17 protein-coding genes are annotated in these 16784 nt (G+C 73.3%); 3 read left to right on the top strand and 14 right to left on the bottom strand.

From position 1 onward, the window contains the following. Nucleotides 1–228: 228 nt before the first annotated feature. From ACIO9K_RS03530 to ACIO9K_RS03470, 13 genes are all read right to left on the bottom strand, one after another. Nucleotides 229–579 (bottom strand): Lsr2 family protein, encoded by a 351-nt coding sequence (locus ACIO9K_RS03530; protein ID WP_350878401.1) that lies wholly within the window; start codon nucleotides 577–579, stop codon nucleotides 229–231. A gap of 91 nt (nucleotides 580–670) precedes the next feature. Then, nucleotides 671–1207, bottom strand: coding sequence for an amino-acid N-acetyltransferase (locus tag ACIO9K_RS03525; protein WP_350878402.1), 537 nt, complete (start codon nucleotides 1205–1207; stop codon nucleotides 671–673). Nucleotides 1208–1217: 10 nt separating this feature from the next. Further along, nucleotides 1218–1655 carry a BlaI/MecI/CopY family transcriptional regulator gene (locus ACIO9K_RS03520; RefSeq protein ID WP_363589010.1) on the bottom strand — a complete coding sequence of 146 codons (438 nt, stop codon included), beginning with the start codon at nucleotides 1653–1655 and terminating at the stop codon, nucleotides 1218–1220. Nucleotides 1656–1917: 262 nt separating this feature from the next. Next, nucleotides 1918–3474 (bottom strand): bifunctional lysylphosphatidylglycerol synthetase/lysine--tRNA ligase LysX, encoded by a 1557-nt coding sequence (gene lysX / locus ACIO9K_RS03515; protein WP_079135798.1) that lies wholly within the window; start codon nucleotides 3472–3474, stop codon nucleotides 1918–1920. 94 nt (nucleotides 3475–3568) lie between these two features. Continuing rightward, nucleotides 3569–4309: a hypothetical protein gene (locus ACIO9K_RS03510; protein ID WP_363589008.1), complete on the bottom strand. Its 741-nt coding sequence runs from the start codon at nucleotides 4307–4309 to the stop codon at nucleotides 3569–3571. Between the two features lie 124 nt (nucleotides 4310–4433). Beyond that, a complete protein-coding gene (locus tag ACIO9K_RS03505) occupies nucleotides 4434–5222 on the bottom strand; it encodes a type III pantothenate kinase (RefSeq protein ID WP_400326731.1) in 789 nt (262 codons plus the stop codon). A gap of 30 nt (nucleotides 5223–5252) precedes the next feature. Next, nucleotides 5253–6224, bottom strand: coding sequence for a carboxylating nicotinate-nucleotide diphosphorylase (nadC, locus tag ACIO9K_RS03500; RefSeq protein ID WP_063348830.1), 972 nt, complete (start codon nucleotides 6222–6224; stop codon nucleotides 5253–5255). Between the two features lie 4 nt (nucleotides 6225–6228). After that, a complete protein-coding gene (locus tag ACIO9K_RS03495; RefSeq protein WP_363617793.1) occupies nucleotides 6229–7902 on the bottom strand; it encodes an L-aspartate oxidase in 1674 nt (557 codons plus the stop codon). A gap of 16 nt (nucleotides 7903–7918) precedes the next feature. After that, nucleotides 7919–8368, bottom strand: a complete 450-nt coding sequence (gene panD / locus ACIO9K_RS03490) for an aspartate 1-decarboxylase (RefSeq protein ID WP_363587738.1) — start codon at nucleotides 8366–8368, stop codon at nucleotides 7919–7921. Nucleotides 8369–8446: 78 nt separating this feature from the next. Beyond that, nucleotides 8447–9352, bottom strand: a complete 906-nt coding sequence (panC, locus tag ACIO9K_RS03485) for a pantoate--beta-alanine ligase (protein ID WP_363587740.1) — start codon at nucleotides 9350–9352, stop codon at nucleotides 8447–8449. Continuing rightward, nucleotides 9352–10281, bottom strand: coding sequence for a Rossmann-like and DUF2520 domain-containing protein (locus tag ACIO9K_RS03480; protein ID WP_400327493.1), 930 nt, complete (start codon nucleotides 10279–10281; stop codon nucleotides 9352–9354). Before ACIO9K_RS03480 ends, panC begins: the two co-directional genes overlap by 1 nt. A 211-nt stretch (nucleotides 10282–10492) precedes the next feature. Next, complete coding sequence (locus ACIO9K_RS03475; protein ID WP_350878413.1) at nucleotides 10493–11182, bottom strand: response regulator transcription factor; 690 nt, start codon at nucleotides 11180–11182, stop codon at nucleotides 10493–10495. A gap of 37 nt (nucleotides 11183–11219) precedes the next feature. Continuing rightward, nucleotides 11220–12446 (bottom strand): sensor histidine kinase, encoded by a 1227-nt coding sequence (locus ACIO9K_RS03470; RefSeq protein WP_363587743.1) that lies wholly within the window; start codon nucleotides 12444–12446, stop codon nucleotides 11220–11222. A 128-nt stretch (nucleotides 12447–12574) separates the two neighbouring features. On the opposite strand from ACIO9K_RS03470, the gene ACIO9K_RS03465 reads away from it, so the two are divergent. Both ACIO9K_RS03465 and ACIO9K_RS03460 read left to right on the top strand, forming a co-directional pair. After that, nucleotides 12575–13591 carry an SAM-dependent methyltransferase gene (locus ACIO9K_RS03465; RefSeq protein ID WP_363617795.1) on the top strand — a complete coding sequence of 339 codons (1017 nt, stop codon included), beginning with the start codon at nucleotides 12575–12577 and terminating at the stop codon, nucleotides 13589–13591. After that, entirely contained in the window at nucleotides 13588–14757 is a 1170-nt protein-coding gene (locus ACIO9K_RS03460) for an NADH-quinone oxidoreductase subunit D (protein WP_363587747.1), read from the top strand. The genes ACIO9K_RS03465 and ACIO9K_RS03460 overlap by 4 nt, the downstream gene beginning before the upstream one ends. 50 nt (nucleotides 14758–14807) lie before the next feature. Here the strand turns inward: ACIO9K_RS03460 and ACIO9K_RS03455 are convergent, their stop codons facing one another. Further along, nucleotides 14808–15644, bottom strand: coding sequence for a hypothetical protein (locus tag ACIO9K_RS03455; protein ID WP_363618041.1), 837 nt, complete (start codon nucleotides 15642–15644; stop codon nucleotides 14808–14810). A 267-nt stretch (nucleotides 15645–15911) separates the two neighbouring features. Here ACIO9K_RS03455 and ACIO9K_RS03450 point away from each other — a divergent pair, with 267 nt between their 5' ends. Continuing rightward, nucleotides 15912–16763, top strand: coding sequence for a glycerophosphodiester phosphodiesterase (locus tag ACIO9K_RS03450; RefSeq protein ID WP_363587749.1), 852 nt, complete (start codon nucleotides 15912–15914; stop codon nucleotides 16761–16763). Nucleotides 16764–16784: the final 21 nt, after the last annotated feature.

Below are 16784 nucleotides of genomic sequence, written 5' to 3'. Positions count from 1 at the left end.
GGTGGTGCCGGCGTTACCGCTTCGCCCTTACAGCGTTGCACAGCTCGTGATTGTTCCGCCGCCCGAGCCCGCGCCCCGGACGCCCCCCGGTACCGGTGGCCCTGCGGCCCCCGGGGTGCGCGCCGCGGGGCGCGGAGGAGAGTCCTCCGCGCCCCGCGCGTGTGTCGTCGGCGCCGTGTGCGGCCGCCGGGGCCCCGCATCCGCTCCGGCGTTCCGGCGGCGCCGGGGTCAGGACGCGTTGGCCTTGTCGTAGGCCTCGCGGACGGTGCTCGGCACCCGGCCGCGGTCGTTGACCTCCATGCCCTGCTCCTTGGCCCACGCGCGGATCTTCGCGGTGTCCGGCGCGCTGCCGGAGGGGCGCGGCGCGGTGCCGCGACCCGGGCGCCGCGGGCCGGCGAGCCGGCCGCTCTGCTTGCGGCCCTTCTCCACGTACGGCGCCAGCAGACCGCGCAGCTTGTCCGCGTTGACGCTCTTCAGGTCGATCTCGTAGGCAACGCCGTCGAGCGCGAACGTCACCGTCTCGTCCGCCGAACCACCGTCGAGATCGTCTTCAAGAATGACCTGCACCCTCTGTGCCACGGGCTTCCCTTTCCGCTAAACGACCCATTGCCTAAGGAAAGGAAAGCGCCTTTCTCCGGAAAACACAAACCCTTGACCGGCGCGGAGCCGCTCAGAGGTGCAGCAGCATGCGCGAGTTGCCCAGTGTGTTGGGCTTCACCCGCTCCAGGTCAAGGAACTCCGCGACACCTTCATCGTACGAGCGGAGAAGTTCTTCATAGACATCCGTAGCGATCGCCGCCGGGTCTGTCGTACCATCATCGGTTTCCTGAAGCTCTCCGATCTCGACGAAACCGTGTTTCGCGAAGAACGGAACCTCGAACGTCAAGCAGAAAATCCGACGGACGCCGAGCCAGCGCGCGGTCTGCAGCAGCTTCTCCAGCAGCAGATGTCCGACCCCGAAGCCCCGGCAGGACGGATCGACGGCGAGCGTGCGGACCTCGGCCAGGTCCTCCCACATCACGTGCAGGGCGCCGCAGGCCACCACCGCACCGGTGTCGTCGCGTTCGGCGACCCAGAACTCCTGGACGGATTCGAACAGTGTGACTGTGGGCTTGTCGAGCAGAATGCCGTCGCGCGAGTAGGCGTCGATGAGCCCGCGTACGGTCCGCACGTCCGTGGTCCGCGCACGGCGGATGGTGACCTCCATGGCCGGGACGTTATCGTGTCGCGCCCGGCGGGGTCTCCCCGGTATCCGGTCCCGGCTCCGCGGATTCGGCGGGGGGCGGATCCGGCGGGAACAGAGCGGTGACCCGCAAGGCGTCCCGCAGCGCCTCGCGCTGCCCGGGAGACATCAGGCCGAAGAAGTGCACCAGGGCCGCGGCCGGATTGTCACTGGTGGCCCACGCGTCGTTCATCAGCGCGGCGGTGTACGCCTCGCGGGACGAGACCGGTTCATATCGATAGGCCCGGCCGACCCGCTCGCGGCGCAGCCAGCCCTTTCTGTGGAGCTTGTCCAGGACGGTCATCACCGTGGTGTACGCGATTTCGCGTTCCGACTGCAGATCCAGGAGAACCTCGCGAACCGTCACCGGCCGGTTCCACTGCCACACCCGGGTCATGATGGCGTTCTCAAGTTCACCGAGTTGCCGGACCATAGTGCGGCCAGGATAGGGAGTGAATGGGGCAAATCTTGTGAAGTGCGCCAAACCGGCGCGCCGCCACCCCCGGAATCGGGAATGGCGGCGCGTCGGTGGTTCGGCGGCTGACGGTGTCAGTCGCGGGTTCGCTCGCGGGTCAGTCGAGGTCTTCCTTGGCCTTCTGGGCTCCGCCCTGGCTGCGGATGATGGCCCGCACCAGGAATCCGAAGCCGATCGCCATGACCAGCGGCGGCACGATCGCGCTGACGTAGTCCATCAGTCACTCCTCCTCGGTCTTCTCCGCCGTCGCGGCGGAAGCCTTCGCCTCCGGCTTCACCAACGGGAAGAGCACGGTCTCCCGGATGTTCTTGCCGGTCAGCAGCATGATCAGGCGGTCCACCCCGAGGCCGAGGCCGCCGGTCGGCGGCATCGCGTACTCCAGGGCCCGCAGGAAGTCCTCGTCGATCTGCATCGCCTCGACGTCGCCGCCGGCCGCCAGCAGGGACTGCGCGGTCAGGCGGGCGCGCTGCTCGACCGGGTCGACCAGCTCGGAGTAGGCGGTGCCGATCTCGGTACCGAAGATCACCAGGTCCCACTTCTCGGCCACGCCCGGCACCGAGCGGTGCTGGCGGGTCAGCGGGGAGACCTCGGTCGGGTAGTCCTTGATGAAGGTCGGCCGGACGGCGTTCTCCTCCAGCAGGCGCTCGACCATCTCCAGCACGATCTGACCGTGGCCCCAGTCCTTGTCGAACGGGATGCCGTGGTCGAAGGCCAGCTTGCGCAGCTCCTCGACGCCGGTCTCCGGGGTGACCTCGACGCCCAGCCGGGCGGAGATGCCCGGGTAGACGGAGACCTCCTCCCACGGCTCGGCCAGGTCGATCTCGTGCTCCACGCCGTGCGCGTCCAGGCCCTTGATCACCGTGGTGCCCAGCGCGTCCCGGGCCGCGTTGACGATCGTCTCGCGGATCAGCTCGGCCTGGGTGTCGTAGTCGCCGTACGCCTCGTACGACTCCAGCGAGGTGAACTCCGGGTTGTGGGTGGAGTCCGCGCCCTCGTTGCGGAAGTTGCGGTTGATCTCGAAGACCTTCTCGGCGCCGCCGACCACCAGCCGCTTGAGGTACAGCTCGGGGGCGATGCGCATGTAGAGGTCGATGTCGTACGCGTTGATGTGCGTCTTGAACGGGCGGGCGTTGGCGCCGCCGTGCACCGGCTGCAGCATCGGGGTCTCGACCTCGATGTAGCCGCGGTCCTCGTAGGTGCGGCGGATCGAGCGGACCACCTTGCTGCGCAGGTGCAGGATCTCGCGGGCCTCGGGGTTGACGATCAGGTCGACGTACCGCTGGCGGACCCGGGCCTCCGGGTCGGTCAGGCCCTTGTGCTTGTCCGGCAGCGGGCGCAGGCACTTGGCGGTGAGCTCCCAGCGGTCCACCATCACGGACAGCTCGCCGCGCTTGGAGGTGATCACCTCGCCCTCGACGCCGACCTGGTCGCCCAGGTCGATGTCCGTCTTCCAGGCCGCCAGCCGCTCCGCTCCCAGCTTGTCCAGGGAGAACATCACCTGGAGGTCGCCGGTGCCGTCGCGCAGCGTGGCGAAGCAGAGCTTGCCGCCGGTGCGGGAGAGGATCACCCGGCCGGTGACGCCGGCCCGCTCACCGGTCGCGGTGTCGGGTTCCAGGTCCGGGTGCTTGGCGCGCAGGTCCGCGATGGTGCTGGTGCGGGGGAAGCCGACCGGGTAGGGGTCGACACCGGCCGCCCGGAGCCGGTCCAGCTTCTCGCGCCGGACGCGCATCTGCTCGGGAAGGTCGTCGGTCGCGGGGATGGGGCTCTGATCGCTCACCCCACAAGGGTAGCCAGCCACACACCGTGCTCCGCCACGGGATAACGCAGGAGGGGGGCCGCGTCGGCGGTCCCCCTCCTCGGGTGCGGGCGGCTCAGCCGGTGCCGGTGGCGAGTTCGATCTCGTCGGGGTCCGGCGCGGCCGGGGGCGCGGGGTGGGCGGGGGGCTTGGGGCGGCGCCCGAAGAGTTCGGCCGGGGTGGGCATCCGGTGCGGGCGGGGCGGGTTCTGGGGGGCGGTGGGCCGCTCGGCGGGGGAGTCGGTGCTGCTCATCGTGATCCGTCCTCCAACAGGGGTGGGGAGACTGCTCGGGGGTGCGGCGGGGCTCGGTACGACGACGAGGTGGCGGGGCTGCCCGGTGGTGAGGGCGAGCCGCTCGCGGACGGCGGCCTCGGCCAGCGCGTGGCAGCGGCCGGCCAGCCGGGAGCGGCGGGCGCGTTCGCCGTGGCCGCACGGCTGGCGGGTCAGCCCGCGCAGCGCGGTGAGGTCCTCCGGGCCGGGCAGGTAGCCGTCGGTCACGGCTTCCTCCAGGCGTTCCAGGTAGCCGGGGGCGCTGCCGGGCAGGGCCGCCCGGTAGCGCCCGAGGTCGGCGAGCAGGAAGGCGCGCAGCCGGCCGCCCTCCTGGACGGCCTCGTCGATCGCCTCGGTCAGACGCAGCGCGTCCTGGACGTCCTCCGCCCACAGCTCGGCGCCCGGGCCGGCGAACACCGGACGGTCGGGGAGCTGGAGGTGGACGGGGACGGCGGGGTGCAGGGCTTGGGCGAGGGCGCGGCGCAGCACGCGGACTTCGTCGGCGCTGAAGGCCATGCCGCCGCGCGATCCGTGTGGCGTAGGCATGGGCTGACACTACGTGAGGAATATCCGATTTGTCGGTAGCGTCGCGCCGACGCCCCACGTTCGGCCCGGCGGAATCGGCCGCGGGAGTGGGGGGACGTCCCGGGGCAGGGGGCCTGAGGCCTGCTCAGGTGGTGGGGCGGTTGCGCTCGAAGACCAGGCGCAGGCCGATCAGGGTGAGCCAGGGCTCGTGGACGTCGATGGTGGAGGCCTCGCCGAGGACCAGGGGGGCCAGCCCGCCGGTGGCGATCACCTGGACGTCGTCCGGGTCCTTGGACAGCTCCTTGGCCATCCGGTCGACCAGGCCGTCGACCTGGCCCGCGAAGCCGTACAGGATGCCGGACTGCATGCCCTCGACGGTGTTCTTGCCGATCACGTTGCGGGGCCGGGCCAGCTCGATCTTGCGCAGCTGGGCGCCGCGGACACCGAGCGCCTCCACCGAGATCTCGATGCCGGGGGCGATCGCGCCGCCCACGTAGTCGCCGCGGGCGTTGACGGCGTCGAAGGTGGTGGCGGTGCCGAAGTCGACCACGATGCACGGGCCGCCGTACAGGTGGTTGGCGGCCAGGGCGTTGACGATCCGGTCGGCGCCGACCTCCTTGGGGTTGTCCATCAGGACGTGCACCCCGGTCTTCACACCGGGCTCCACGATCACCGCGGGGACGTCGCCGTAGTAGCGGCGGGTCACCTCGCGGAGCTCGTGGAGCACGGCGGGAACGGACGAGCAGATCGCCAGGCCCTCCACCGCGGCCTCCCGGACCGCGGTGTGGTTGCCCATCAACCCCTGTAGCAGCACTGCCAGTTCATCGGCCGTGCGGCGCGAATCGGTCGAGATCCGCCAATGTTCCACCACGTCCTCGCCGTCGAACAGGCCGAGCGTGGTCTGGGTGTTGCCGACGTCGATGGTGAGGAGCATGGGGCGCTTTCTGCGAGTCGGGACGGGAGGTCAGGCGCGCAGGTCGAGGCCGATGTCCAGGATCGGCGAGGAGTGGGTGAGCGCGCCCACCGCCAGGTAGTCGACACCAGTCTGGGCGACCTCGCGCGCGGTGGCCAGGGTCAGGCCGCCGGAGGCCTCCAGCTTCGCCCGGCCGGCCACCAGCTCGACGGCCTCCTTCAGCTGCGGGACGGTGAAGTTGTCCAGCAGGATCAGGTCGGCCCCGGCCGCCAGCACCGGCGGGATCTGCTCCAGGGTGTCGACCTCGATCTCGACCGGCAGGTCGGGGTAGGCGGCCTTGACGGCCCGGAAGGCCTCGGCGACGCCGCCGGCCGCGACCACGTGGTTGTCCTTGACCAGGGCGGCGTCGGACAGGGCCATCCGGTGGTTGGCGCCGCCGCCGCAGCGCACCGCGAACTTCTCCAGCGCGCGCAGGCCCGGGGTGGTCTTGCGGGTGTCCCGGACGACGGCGCCGGTGCCCTCCAGGGCGTCGGCCCAGGCGCGGGTCGCGGTGGCGATGCCGGACAGGTGGCAGAGCAGGTTGAGCGCGCTGCGCTCGGCGGTGAGCAGGTCGCGGGTGCGGGAGCGGACCGACAGCAGGACCTGGCCGGCCTCGACCCGGTCGCCGTCCTGGACGTGCCGCTCGACCTCGAACTCCTCCTCGCAGATCAGCGAGACGACCGCCTCGGCGATCCGCAGGCCGGCCACCACGCCGGCCTGGCGGGCGGTGAAGTCGGCGGTGGCGACGGCCTCGGCGGGCACGGTGGCCACCGAGGTGACGTCCTCGCCGCCGGCCAGGTCCTCGGCCAGTGCCAGGGTGGCGATGTCCTCGACCTCGATCGGGTCCAGTCCGGCCTGCTCCAGCAGCTCGGCCAGCTGCGGGTCCAGGCCGGTCTCGTAGCCCTCGCCGTCCCCGCAGGCGCAGCCGTCGCCGCAGCCGCCCTGGGCGTCGGCCAGGGGGAGTTCCTCGTGGGAGTGGGTCATGGTTCTACTGCTCCTCAGGGGTGCTGACGGGGCCGCCGGAGGCGGTGAGGGTGGTGATCAGGTGGCGCCGCCAGTGGGCGTCGTCGCGCTCGGGGAAGTCCTCGCGCCAGTGGCAGCCGCGGGTCTCCTCGCGCTGCGCGGCGGCCGCGACCAGCGCGGTGGCGACCAGCAGCAGGTTGGCGGCCTCCCAGGTCTCCACCCGCGGGTCGGCGGGCTTCTCCTCGGCGACGTGCGCGTGGGCCTGCTCGGTGAGCAGGGCCAGCCCGGCGGCGGTGCCGGCCATCGTGGCGGCCGAGCGCAGCACGCCCGCGCCGCGCGACATCAGCCGCTGGATCTCGGCGCGCGACTCGGGGGCGGGCAGCGGCACCGGCCGTGCGGCGCGGGCGGCGGCGACGTCCACGGCGCGCTCGGGCAGTGCGCCGCGGCGGTGCCGGTCGGCGAGGTCGGCGGCGATCCGCTCGGCGAAGACCAGGCCCTCCAGCAGCGAGTTGGAGGCCAGCCGGTTGGCGCCGTGCACCCCGGTGCAGGCGACCTCGCCGCAGGCGTACAGGCCGGGGACGCTGGTGCGGCCGTGCCGGTCGGTGCGGATGCCGCCGGAGGCGTAGTGCGCGGCCGGGGCGACCGGGATCGGCTCGGTGACCGGGTCGATGCCGTGCGCGCGGCAGGAGGCGAAGATGGTCGGGAAGCGCTGCTGCCACATCTCGGCGCCGAAGTGCCGCCCGTCCAGGTACATGTGCTCGGCGCCCTGCTCCTGCATGCGCCGGGTGATCGCCTTGGCGACGATGTCGCGCGGGGCCAGTTCGGCCAGCTCGTGCTGCCCGAGCATGAAGCGGGTGCCGTGCGCGTCCACCAGGTGGGCGCCCTCGCCGCGGACCGCCTCGGAGACCAGCGGCTGCTGGCCCTCGGCCTCCGGGCCGAGCCAGAGCACGGTCGGGTGGAACTGGACGAACTCCAGGTCGGTGACGGCGGCGCCGGCCCGCAGGGCGAGCGCCACGCCGTCACCGGTGGAGACCGCCGGGTTGGTGGTGGCGGAGAAGACCTGGCCCATGCCGCCGGTGGCGAGGACCACCGCGCGGGCCCGGACGGCGCCGACGCCGTCGCGCTGGCCCTCGCCCATCACGTGCAGGGTGAGGCCGGCGGCGTGCCCGTCGGCGTCGGTGAGCAGGTCGAGGACGAGGGCGTGCTCGATCAGCTCGACGCCGGGGTCGTTGCGGACGGCTTCCACCAGGGCGCGCGATATCTCGGCGCCGGTGGCGTCCCCGCCGGCGTGCGCGATCCGGCGGCGGTGGTGGCCGCCCTCGCGGGTGAGCAGGATCTCGCCGTCGGCGCCGCGGTCGAAGGCGGCGCCGACGGCGATCAGCCGGCGGACGGCGTCCGGGCCCTCGGTGACCAGGGTGCGCACGGCCTCCTCGTCACAGATCCCGGCGCCGGCCACCAGGGTGTCGTCCAGGTGCTGCTCGGGGGTGTCGCCCTCGCCCAGGGCGGCCGCGATGCCGCCCTGGGCCCAGCGGGTGGAGCCGTCGTCCAGCATCGCCTTGGTGACCACCATGGTCCGCAGGCCGGCCTTGCGGGCGTTGAGGGCGACGGTGAGGCCGGCCACCCCGGAGCCGACCACGACCACGTCGGTGGTGGCGGTCCAGCCGGGGGCCGGGGCGGTGAGGCGGTGCGTGGCGGACATGGCGTCAGTGGCTCCTTCAGCGCGCGGCGGTCGGGGCCGCGCCGTTGCCGTCACCGTACGCCCCGTCGCCGCGGAGCAGTCCGGTGCCCTCCGGGGCCTCGGCGGGGTCGCCGCCCAGGCCGGTGATCCGGTTCCGCTCGTCCACGAAGACGATGCTCGGTTCGTAGCCCTTGGCCTCGGCCGTGTCCATCTGCCCGTAGGCGATGAGTATGACCAGGTCGCCGGGGTGGACCAGGCGGGCGGCGGCGCCGTTGATGCCGATCACGCCGGAGCCGCGCGGGCCGGCGATGGTGTAGGTCTCCAGCCGGGCCCCGTTGTCGATGTCGACGATGTGGACCAGCTCGCCGGGGAGCAGGTCGGCGGCGTCGAGCAGGTCCTCGTCCACCGTGACGGAGCCGACGTAGTGCAGGTCGGCCTGGGTCACGGTGGCCCGGTGGATCTTGGACTTGAGCATGGTGCGGAGCATTGCGGGTCACGCCTCCTGTGAGTGCATGCCTGAAAGGGGAGCTCTTGCCGAACGGTTCCGTGCCGGGTGGCCGGTTGCCTAGCGGCAGATGACGTGGACGTTGTCGATCAGGCGGGTGGAACCCACCTTCGCGGCGACGGCCAGCACCGCCGCGCCCTGGAAGTCGTCCGCCGCTTCGCTGAAGTCGTGCGGGTCGATCAGGGCGAGGTAGTCGAGGGTGATGCCTTCGGCCGCGTCCAGGACGGCCGAGGCGGCCTCGCGGACGGCCTTCGGGCCCTGGGCGGCGGCGTCCCGGCCGGCGAACAGCGCCTTGGAGAGGGCGAGGGCCTGCTCGCGCTCGTCGGTGGAGAGGTAGCGGTTGCGCGAGGAGCGCGCCAGCCCGTCCTCCTCGCGGGCGGTCGGCACCCCGACCACCTCGACGTCGAAGTCCAGGTCGGCGACCATCCGCTGGATGATCGCGAGCTGCTGCGCGTCCTTCTCGCCGAAGAACGCGAAGTCCGGGTCGGTGATGTGCAGCAGCTTGGCGACGACGGTCAGCACGCCGTCGAAGTGGCCGGGGCGGGTGGCGCCCTCGAAGCGCTCGCCCATCGGGCCGGCCGACAGGCGCACCTGCGGCCGGCCGTTCGGGTACACCTCGTCGACGGAGGGCGCGAACACCACGTCGGCGCCGTTCTCCTCGGCCAGCTTCACGTCCTCGTCCAGGCTGCGCGGGTAGCGCTCCAGGTCCTCGGCCGGGCCGAACTGCAGCGGGTTGACGAAGACCGTCACCGCCACCCGGCCCTCCTGGCCGACCTGCTTGCGGGCGGCCCGGATCAGCGCGGCGTGGCCCTCGTGCAGCGCGCCCATGGTCATCACGACGGCGTTGTCGACCGGGCGCTCGTCCGGCCAGAACGCGGCCTCGAAGTCGTCCACGGTGCGGGTGACGACGGCCCGGTGGACCTTCGGCGCCCGCTGGGTCCTGACCGGCTGCTTTCCGCGTGCCATTAGCGATTCTCCTCGTTCAGTACGTCCAGCAGCGCCGCCGCCGACGCTTCGTCGATCGTCCCGTTGGCGAGCGCCCGCTGCGCGGTGGCGCGGGCCATCGCCCGGTAGGCCGCCGGGATGTCCGGGGACACCGTACTGAGCTGCGCCAGGTGGCGCCGTACGGTGCCCGCGTCGCCCCGGGCGACCGGGCCGGTGAGGGCCGCGTCGCCGGAGCGCAGGCTGTTGTCCAGGGCGGCGCCGAGCAGCGGGCCGAGCAGCCGGCCGGGCTCGGCGACGCCGGCCGTGTGCAGCAGGTCCATCGCCTGCGCGACCAGGGTGACCAGGTGGTTCGCGCCGTGCGCGAGGGCCGTGTGGTAGAGCGGGCGGACCTGCTCCGGCACCCACTCCGGCTCGCCGCCCATCTCCACCACCAGCGCTTCGGCGACCGGCCGCAGCTCTTCGGGGGCGGTCACCCCGAACGGGCAGCCGGCCAGCCGGTCCAGGTCGACGGAGGTGCCGGTGAAGGTCATCGCCGGGTGCAGCGCCAGCGGCAGCGCCCCGGCCAGGGTGGCGGGCTCCAGGATGCCGACGCCGTGCGCGCCGGAGGTGTGCACCAGCAGCTGCCCGGGGCGGACGGCGCCGGTCGCGACGAGGCCGGCCACCAGGTCGGCCAGCGTGTCGTCCGGCACGGTGAGCAGCACCAGGTCGGCGGCGGCCAGCACCTGCGGCGGGGTGACGATCCGCACCCCCGGCAGCAGCGCCTCGGCGCGGCGGCGGGAGGTGGCGGACACCCCGGAGGCGGCGACCACGGTGTGCCCGGCGAGCTGCAGGGCGGCGCCCAGCGCCGGGCCGACCCGGCCGGTGCCGACCACGCCGACGGCCAGCCGGGCCGGGCGGTTGCCGGGGTCGGCCGGGTCGTCGGCGTAGCCCGGGTGGCTCGGGTCGTTCAGGTGGCTCGGATCGCCGAAGCCGTCGGCGAGCGGGGCGAACCCGCCGTCGGCGGCGTGGTCGGCACTGTCGGACGTGTTCACGGCCCGGCCCTCGTCCTTAGCTCCTCGTTCCGGTCCTCTTCGGGTACCGGACGTACCGGCCCATTCTACGGGCGCTCAGCCGGTCCTCCACGGGGTGCTCCACGGGATGCCCGGGGATGCCCGGGGGCGCTCAGTCCGTCGCCCCGGCCCGGATCAGCCCGGCCTCGTAGGCGAGCACCACGGCCTGGACCCGGTCGCGCAGGCCGAGCTTGGCGAGGATCCGGCCGACGTGGGTCTTCACAGTGGCTTCGGAGAGCACCAGCCGGGCCGCGATCTCGCCGTTCGACAGCCCCTGGGCGACCAGCAGGAACACCTCCCGCTCCCGCTCGGTCAGCGGCCCGAGGGCGTCCGCGCCGGGCGCGCTCTGCGGAGTCGGCAGCACCTCGGCGAAGCGGTCGATCATGCGGCGGGTGGTGGTCGGCGCGACCACCGCGTCCCCGCCGTGCACCGCGCGGATCGCGGCCACCAGCTCGGTCGGCGGGACGTCCTTGAGCAGGAAGCCGCTGGCGCCGGCCTTGAGCGCGGCGAAGGCGTACTCGTCCAGGTCGAAGGTGGTCAGGATGAGCACGTGCGGGGCGTTGGGCACGGGGCTGCCGTCCTCGGCCAGGCAGATCCGGCGGGTGGTCTGCACCCCGTCCAGGCGCGGCATCCGCACGTCCATCAGGATCACGTCCACCTCGGTGTGCCGCAGCTGCTCCAGGGCCCGGGCGCCGTCGCCGGCCTCGGCGACGATCTCGATGTCGCCCTGCGACTGCAGGATCATCCGGAAACCGGTGCGCAGCAGTTCCTGGTCGTCGACGAGCATCACGCGGATGGTCAAGGTGGCTCCTTCAGGGGGCGTCGGGGGGACCGGGGGGTTAGTGGGCCGCCTTGAGCGGCAGGATGGCGCGGATCCGGAAGCCGCCGCCGGGGCGGGGGCCCACGTCGAGGCTGCCGCTGACCATGCCGACCCGCTCGCGCATGCCGATCAGGCCGTGACCGAGGCCGTCCGTGCCGCCGGTGGCCAGTTGCTCGTCGGTGCTGCCGCGGCCGTCGTCCTCGACCAGGACGGCCAGCTCGCGCTCGCCGAAGTCGACCGCGACCCGGGCGTGCACGTCGGGGCCGCCGTGCTTGCGGACGTTGGTCAGCGCCTCCTGGACGATCCGGTAGACCGTCAGCTCGACGCCGCGCGGCAGCTCGCGCGGATGCCCGGAGGTCGCGTAGTCCACCTGAAGCCCGGCCGTGCGGACCTGCTCCAGCAGCTCCGGCAGTTCCTCGACGCCCGGCTGCGGCACGTACTCCTCGGCGGTGTCGGCGGTGCGCAGCACGCCCAGCAGGCGGCGCATCTCGACCAGCGCCTGCCGGCCGGTGGACGCGATCGTGCCGAGCGCCTCCTTCGCCTGCTGCGGCGAGTTGTCGAGCACGTACGCGGCGCCGTCGGCCTGGACGATCATCACCGAGACGTTGTGCGCGACCACGTCGTGCAGCTCGCGGGCGATCCGGGCGCGCTCGGCGGCCACCGCCACCTTGGACTGGGCGTCCCGCTCGCGCTCCAGCCGGGCGGCGCGGTCCTCCAGCTCGGTCAGGTAGGCCCGGCGCACCCTGGTCAGCCGCCCCCACGCCCAGCACAGGATGAACGGGGTGCTCATCAACAGCGTGATCAGCGCCGCCTCGCCGAAGGAGTACGGGCGGGTGTGGAAGTCCCCGGCGCCGTTGGAGACCGTCTTCAGCGGGTGGAGCTGCCAGAACACCAGGGGCCCGGCGGCCAGCCCGGCGACCAGCGCCAGCCGGGACGTCCACTTCTGGCCGAAGGCGGCGCCGGTGTACGCGAACACCAGGTAGGCGATGGAGGAGGCGGCCGGGAGGACGTCGGCGGCCACCTGGCCGAGGCCCAGGCCGGTGGCGGCGGCCACGGTGACGTCGGGGAAGCGTCGGCGGAAGACCATGAGCGCGGGCAGCAGCACCGCGATCAGGATCTGTGCGTCGAAGCGCCAGCCGTCGCTGGAACTGTCGTTCGGCAGCAGGCTGGCGAAGAGCACCATCGCAGCCCAGGCGGCGTCGACCACCACGGGGTGACGGCGGAGCCAGGCGTTGAGTCGATGCACGTCTCCAGCCTAGGCAGTCACCTGGCGTGTTCAGGTCCGCCGGTAGGGCGATCCGTCCTACTCCGTAGGTCGGAGACGCACCGTACCGGTGGGGAGGGCGCGCCCGGCTCCGGGTAGCGTCCCGCGCTATGACTTGGATGCGGTGGGCGCCCGCCATGGAGCAGGCCCTGTACGACCCGGACGGCGGCTTCTACCGCAGGCCGGAGGGCCCCGCCGGGCACTTCCGCACCTCGGTGCACGCCTCGCCGAGGTTCGCCCGCGCGGTGGCCCGGCTGCTACTGGAGGTTGACGCCGCCCTGGGCCGTCCGGAGGAGCTGGCCCTCGTCGACGTCGGGGCCGGACGCGGCGAACTGCTCACCGGGGTGCTGGCCGAACTGCCCGGCGAGGTGCTGGCGCGGCTGCGCCCGTACGGCGTGGAGATCGCGCGGCGCCCGGCGGGCCTGCCGTCCACAGCCCTGTGGACGGACGAGGTGCCGCGGGGCCTCACCGGGCTGCTGTTCGCCAACGAATGGCTGGACAACGTGCCGCTGGACGTCGGCGAGGTCGACGAGGACGGGGTGCTGCGCTACCGGGAGGTGGACACCGCGACCGGCGGGGAACGGCTCGGCGGGCCCGCCTCGGCGGCCGACGCGGCCTGGGCCGAGCGCTGGTGGCCGGTCGGGCACCCCGGGGACTTCGTGGAGTTCGGCGGCCCCCGGGACGCCGCCTGGGCGCGGGCCGTCGCCGGGCTGGAGCGCGGCCTGGCCGTCGCCGTCGACTACGGGCACACCGCCGACCGGCGCCCGCTGTTCGGCACCCTCACCGGCTTCCGGGGCGGCCGCGAGGTGTCGCCGGTGCCGGACGGCTCCTGCGACGTCACCGCGCACGTCGCCCTGGACTCCGCGGCGGCGCCCGGCCTCCACAGCCTGTGGACAACCCAGCGGGACGCCCTGCGCGCCCTCGGCGTGAGCGGCGCCCGGCCGCCGCTCGCGCTCGCCTCCACCGACCCGGCCGGCTACCTGCGGGCGCTCGGCGGGGCCGGCGAGGGCGCCGAACTGACCGACCCGGCCGGGCTCGGCGCCTTCGGCTGGCTCGCCCAGGCCGTCCGCATGCCGGTACCGGAGGCCCTGGCCGCCCTGCCGGGGTGGCAGACTCTGACCTCATGAGGGAGACCACGGTCGGCATCGGGGCGGGAGCCGAGAACTTCACCGGCGAGGCGGGCACCACCGACATGGTGCTCAACATCGGCCCGCAGCACCCCGCCACGCACGGCGTGCTGCGACTGCGGCTGGTGCTCGACGGCGAGCGGATCATCACCGCCGAGCCGGTGATCGGCTACATGCACCGGGGCGCGGAGAAGCTGTTCGAGGCCCGCGACTACCGGCAGATCATCATGCTGGCCAACCGGCACGACTGGCTCTCCGCCTTCGGCAACGAGCTCGGCGTCGTCCTCGGCGTCGAGCGGATGCTCGGCATGGAGGTGCCCGAGCGGGCGGTGTGGATCCGCACCCTGCTCGCCGAACTCAACCGTGTGCTCAACCACCTGATGTTCCTCGGCTCGTACCCGCTGGAACTCGGCGGCATCACCCCGATCTTCCACGCCTTCACCGCCCGCGAGGACCTCCAGCACGTCCTGGAGGAGGCCTCCGGCGGGCGCATGCACTACATGTTCAACCGGGTCGGCGGCCTCAAGGAGGACATCCCGGCCGGCTGGCTCGGCCGCGTCCGCACCGCCGTCGCCACCGTCCGCTCCCAGCTGCCGGTCTTCGAGGACCTCGTCCTCGGCAACGAGATCTTCCGTGCCCGCACCGCCGGCGTCGGCGCCCTCACCCGGGCCCAGGCCGAGGCGTACGGCGTCAGCGGGCCGATCGCCCGCGCCAGCGGCCTCGATTTCGACCTGCGCCGCGACGAGCCCTACCTCGCGTACGGCTCCGACGAACTGCGGCAGGTGCTCACCGTGGTCACCCGCGAGGAGGGCGACTGCCTGGCCCGGTTCGAGTGCCTGCTGGAGCAGACCCTCAACTCGCTGGACCTCGCCGACGCCTGCCTCGACAAGATCGCCACCCTGCCGCCCGGCCCGGTCAACCAGCGGCTGCCCAAGGTGCTCAAGGCCCCCGAGGGCAGCACCTACTCCTGGACCGAGAACCCGCTCGGCATCAACGGCTACTACCTGGTCTCGCGCGGTGACAAGACGCCGTGGCGGCTCAAGCTGCGCTCGGCGTCCTTCAACAACGTCCAGGCGCTGACCGAGCTGCTGCCCGGGACGCTGGTCGCGGACATGGTGGCGATCCTCGGGTCGATGTTCTTCGTCGTCGGGGACATCGACAAGTAGGGCCCGGCCCTTTGCGGGCCGGGCCTGCGCAGGGCCGGTGCTTCCCGGGCTCAGCCCTTCTTCGGCCGCTTGGCCGGGTCGGCCGGGTGCGGGGCCACCTTGCGGTCGCCCTTGGTGGCGATCCGCTCCGCGCACAGGCCGGCCAGCACGTCGTACGCCGCCTTGCCCATCAGCTCGGTCAGCTCGGGGCGGTAGCTGACGTACACCGGGTCCGGCCCCTGGTGCGCCGCCGGGCTGCCCGTGCACCACCAGTGCAGGTCGTGGCCGCCCGGGCCCCAGCCGCGGCGGTCGTACTCGCCGATCGAGACCTGGAGGTAGCGGGTGTCGTCCGGCCGGTCGATCCAGTCGTAGGTGCGGCGGACCGGCAGCTGCCAGCAGACGTCCGGCTTCGTCTCCAGCGGCTCCCGGCCCTCCTTGAGCGCCAGCGCGTGCAGCGCGCAGCCGGCGCCGCCCGCGAAGCCGGGGCTGTTCACGAAGATGCAGGCCCCGTTCACCCGGCGGGTCTGGCGGTCGCCGTCCTCGTCGAGCATGGTGACGCCGCCGTCGGACGTGATCCGGCCCGCGGCGTCGGTGCCGTGCGCGAAGTTCTCCCACAGCTCGGGCGTCAGCCGCTTCGCGTGGCCGAGGACGCGCTTCTCGTCGTCCTCGTCCGAGTAGTGCGCGCCCAGCGTGCAGCAGCCGTCCGACTCGCCGCGGCCCTCGCGGATGCCGTGGCAGCCCTGGCCGAAGACGCAACCCCAGCGGGAGGTCAGCCAGGTGAGGTCACAGCGGAACACCTGCTCCTCGTCGTCGGGGTCGGCGAACTCGACCCAGGCGCGCGGGAAGTCGAGCGGGACCTCGTCACGGGGGATCCCGCCGAGCGGCGTCTCGCCGCGCAGGGTCGGCATCGCCAGGTCGACGGGGGCGGGGGAGGCCTTGGACTTCTTCTTGGACGTTTCTGCTGGTGCCACCCGGCAAGGGTAGAGCCTTCGGGGCGGCCTGCCCGGACCCGTCCGGGTGATCCGGGGTGCGCCGCCGCGCCGGTGGTGGCCGGCCGACCGCAGGCTGGAGGGAACCGGGCGGCACTGTCGGGTTGTCAGATCAGTTTGATGATCTCGCGTTGACCCGTATTGGATGCCCTGGAACACCCCGGATCACCACTGGAGCACCGAGCCGTGACCGCCTCGCCCCGCGCCGCCCAGACGGCCGTCCTCGCCGCCCTCGCGGTCCTGGCCGCCGGGTGCGCCTCCGCGCCCGCGCTGCGGGCCCGGTCGGCCGCCGCCGCTCCGCTGTGCGACGCCCCGGTGGTGATCGGCCACCGGGGCGCCCCGCGCAACGCGCCCGAGAACACCATGGCCTCCTTCGAGACCGCCCTCGACCAGGGCGCCGACTGGCTGGAGACCGACGTCCAGACCACCAGGGACGGCGTCCCGGTGCTGATGCACGACCCCACGGTGGACCGCACCACCAACGGCAAGGGCGCCATCGCCGACCTGACCGCCGCCCAGATCGCCGCCCTGCGGGTGACCGTCGGCCCCGGCCCCACCGAGCCCGTCCCCACCCTCCAGGAACTGCTCAAGCGCCTCTCCGACAGCAACGCCACCCTGCTGATGGAGATCAAGTGGCAGCGCGCCGAGGACGTCACCCGGATCGCCCGGATCGCCGCAGCCAGCGGTGCCCGGGTCGTCCTCTACTCGTTCTCGGCGGAGCACCTGCGCCAGGCCCACGCCGCCGCGCCCGCCCTGCCGGTCGTGCTGATCCAGGGCTCCGCCATCGCCGAGGACCCGGGTGACCTGCCGCTGCGCGGCATCGCCCTGGACGCGGCGCTGGCCAGCGCCTCCCGGATCGCCGCCGAGCGCAAGGCGGGCCGCGAGGTGTACGTCTGGACGCTCGACGACGAGGAGTCCTGGCAGCTGATGTCGGCCCGGGACGCCGACGGCCTGATCACCGACACCCCGGGCCGGGCCCGCCGCTGGGTGGACACCAACTGCCGCCCCGAGCGCCGGGCCGGACCGCGCGGCCACTGACGCGTCCGGTCGCCGGCGGCG

This window comes from Kitasatospora sp. NPDC087271, assembly GCF_044744605.1.
In the GTDB taxonomy this organism is placed as follows: domain Bacteria; phylum Actinomycetota; class Actinomycetes; order Streptomycetales; family Streptomycetaceae; genus Kitasatospora.
The sequence above is the reverse complement of the archived record's forward strand: the minus strand, read 5'-3'. Positions and strand labels throughout refer to the sequence as shown.

Excerpts from the sequence above, each read along its gene's own strand:
- ACIO9K_RS03525 (WP_350878402.1), bottom strand. The coding sequence starts at position 1,207 with ATGGAGGTCACCATCCGCCGTGCGCGGACCACGGACGTGCGGACCGTA.
- ACIO9K_RS03520 (WP_363589010.1), bottom strand. The coding sequence starts at position 1,655 with ATGGTCCGGCAACTCGGTGAACTTGAGAACGCCATCATGACCCGGGTG.
- ACIO9K_RS03510 (WP_363589008.1), bottom strand. The coding sequence starts at position 4,309 with ATGCCTACGCCACACGGATCGCGCGGCGGCATGGCCTTCAGCGCCGAC.
- ACIO9K_RS03505 (WP_400326731.1), bottom strand. The coding sequence starts at position 5,222 with ATGCTCCTCACCATCGACGTCGGCAACACCCAGACCACGCTCGGCCTG.
- nadC (WP_063348830.1), bottom strand. The coding sequence starts at position 6,224 with ATGACCCACTCCCACGAGGAACTCCCCCTGGCCGACGCCCAGGGCGGC.
- ACIO9K_RS03495 (WP_363617793.1), bottom strand. The coding sequence starts at position 7,902 with ATGTCCGCCACGCACCGCCTCACCGCCCCGGCCCCCGGCTGGACCGCC.
- panD (WP_363587738.1), bottom strand. The coding sequence starts at position 8,368 with ATGCTCCGCACCATGCTCAAGTCCAAGATCCACCGGGCCACCGTGACC.
- panC (WP_363587740.1), bottom strand. The coding sequence starts at position 9,352 with ATGGCACGCGGAAAGCAGCCGGTCAGGACCCAGCGGGCGCCGAAGGTC.
- ACIO9K_RS03465 (WP_363617795.1), top strand. The coding sequence starts at position 12,575 with ATGACTTGGATGCGGTGGGCGCCCGCCATGGAGCAGGCCCTGTACGAC.
- ACIO9K_RS03460 (WP_363587747.1), top strand. The coding sequence starts at position 13,588 with ATGAGGGAGACCACGGTCGGCATCGGGGCGGGAGCCGAGAACTTCACC.
- ACIO9K_RS03455 (WP_363618041.1), bottom strand. The coding sequence starts at position 15,644 with ATGCCGACCCTGCGCGGCGAGACGCCGCTCGGCGGGATCCCCCGTGAC.